This is a genomic window from Bradyrhizobium sp. DN3, from assembly GCF_041357655.1.
GTDB lineage: Bacteria > Pseudomonadota > Alphaproteobacteria > Rhizobiales > Xanthobacteraceae > Bradyrhizobium.
In genome coordinates, this window is record NZ_JAULLN010000083.1 from 1 (window position 1) to 1,230 (window position 1,230).

Sequence of the window (1,230 nt, forward strand, 5' to 3'; positions counted from 1 at the left end):
TGTTGATGTCGCTGGCGCGGTTGTCGAGCGACTGGGCCGTGAAGAAGTTGGTGGGGTTGTCCAGAGCCGAGTTGACGCTCTTGCCGGTCGACAGACGGCTCTGCGTGGTGGCGAGAAGGTCAGCGGTGGACTGGAGAGAGAGCAGGTTCTGACGAACCGACGAAGAGAGAACGATACCGGACATTGAGTGTTACCCTTCTGGTACGCAACGCAACAAACTTCGATTAGGATTAATCGATGGCCGGGACGGTGAACGCAGACGGCTAACAAAGCATGAAGCGTGTCGCGCCAATCCTTGCGCGGATTCACCATGCGGGCGACCGGAGGCGGATCGGGCTCGCTTATATCGTCATGATAGGATGACGCTTTTTCGTGCAGCGGCTGGGTGTTTGCGACTTGTCAACCATAACTCAGAGTGAGCAATTGGCTGGATCCGAATCCATCCTCTCCACTTTTGCCGAGCGGCACTCTGATGCCGTCAAAAAAAAGCGGCGGGGCCGAAGCCCCGCCGCCCGATCTTGCTTGCGATGTTGTCCGCTTGTTAGCGGAGCAGCTGGAGCACGCTCTGCTGCGACTGGTTGGCCAGCGACAGCGCGGAGACCGCGATCGACTGGCGGGTCGACAGCGCCTGGCTGTTGGCCGCTTCGGTGTTGGTGTCGGCCAGAGTCAGGTTGGACGAGCCGGTCTGCAGCACGTTGATCAGGCTCTTGTTGAAGTCCTGACGAACCTGCACCACCGAGAGGTTCGAACCGAGGCTCGAGGCCTCTGAGCGCAGCGTGCTCGACGCGGCGTTCAGGTTCGACAGCACCTTGTTGGTCGCGGAGTTGTCGATGAAGTCGACACCGCTGGTCAGGGCGGCAAGGCCCAGACCCTTGGAGTTATACGTCACGCCCGTGATGCTGAGGTTCGACTTGCCGGTCTCGTCGAACACCAGCTTGAGCTGATCGCCGTTCAACAGGTTGACACCGTTGAACGAAGAGTCCTGCGAGGTCGTGTCGATCTGGTTCAGGATGTTGTTGTACTGAGACACCAGGTTCGCACGCGAGGTCTGCGCAACCGTATCCTGGACGGGGGTGGAAGCCGTCGAGAACGTGAGCGACGAGGTCAGAGTGCCACCGATCGCACCACCCGCGGCGCTCGAGCCGATCGTCGAGGACGCGTAGTCGTTGGTGGTCGAGACCGTCAGCAGGCCGTTGGCGTCGATCGTCGCGGTCAGGTTGTTGGCCTGAA

General features: G+C 60.3%; 2 protein-coding genes. Both read right to left on the minus strand.

Features of this window, described 5'->3' with window-relative positions; genetic code table 11:
- On the minus strand, positions 1–184 hold a 184-nt coding region (locus AAE027_RS39430; RefSeq protein ID WP_479714279.1), incomplete at its 3' end, for a flagellin N-terminal helical domain-containing protein.
- Between the two features lie 357 nt (positions 185–541).
- Positions 542–1,230 (minus strand): flagellin (locus AAE027_RS39435; RefSeq protein WP_370991173.1); only part of this gene is annotated, 689 nt, incomplete at its 5' end.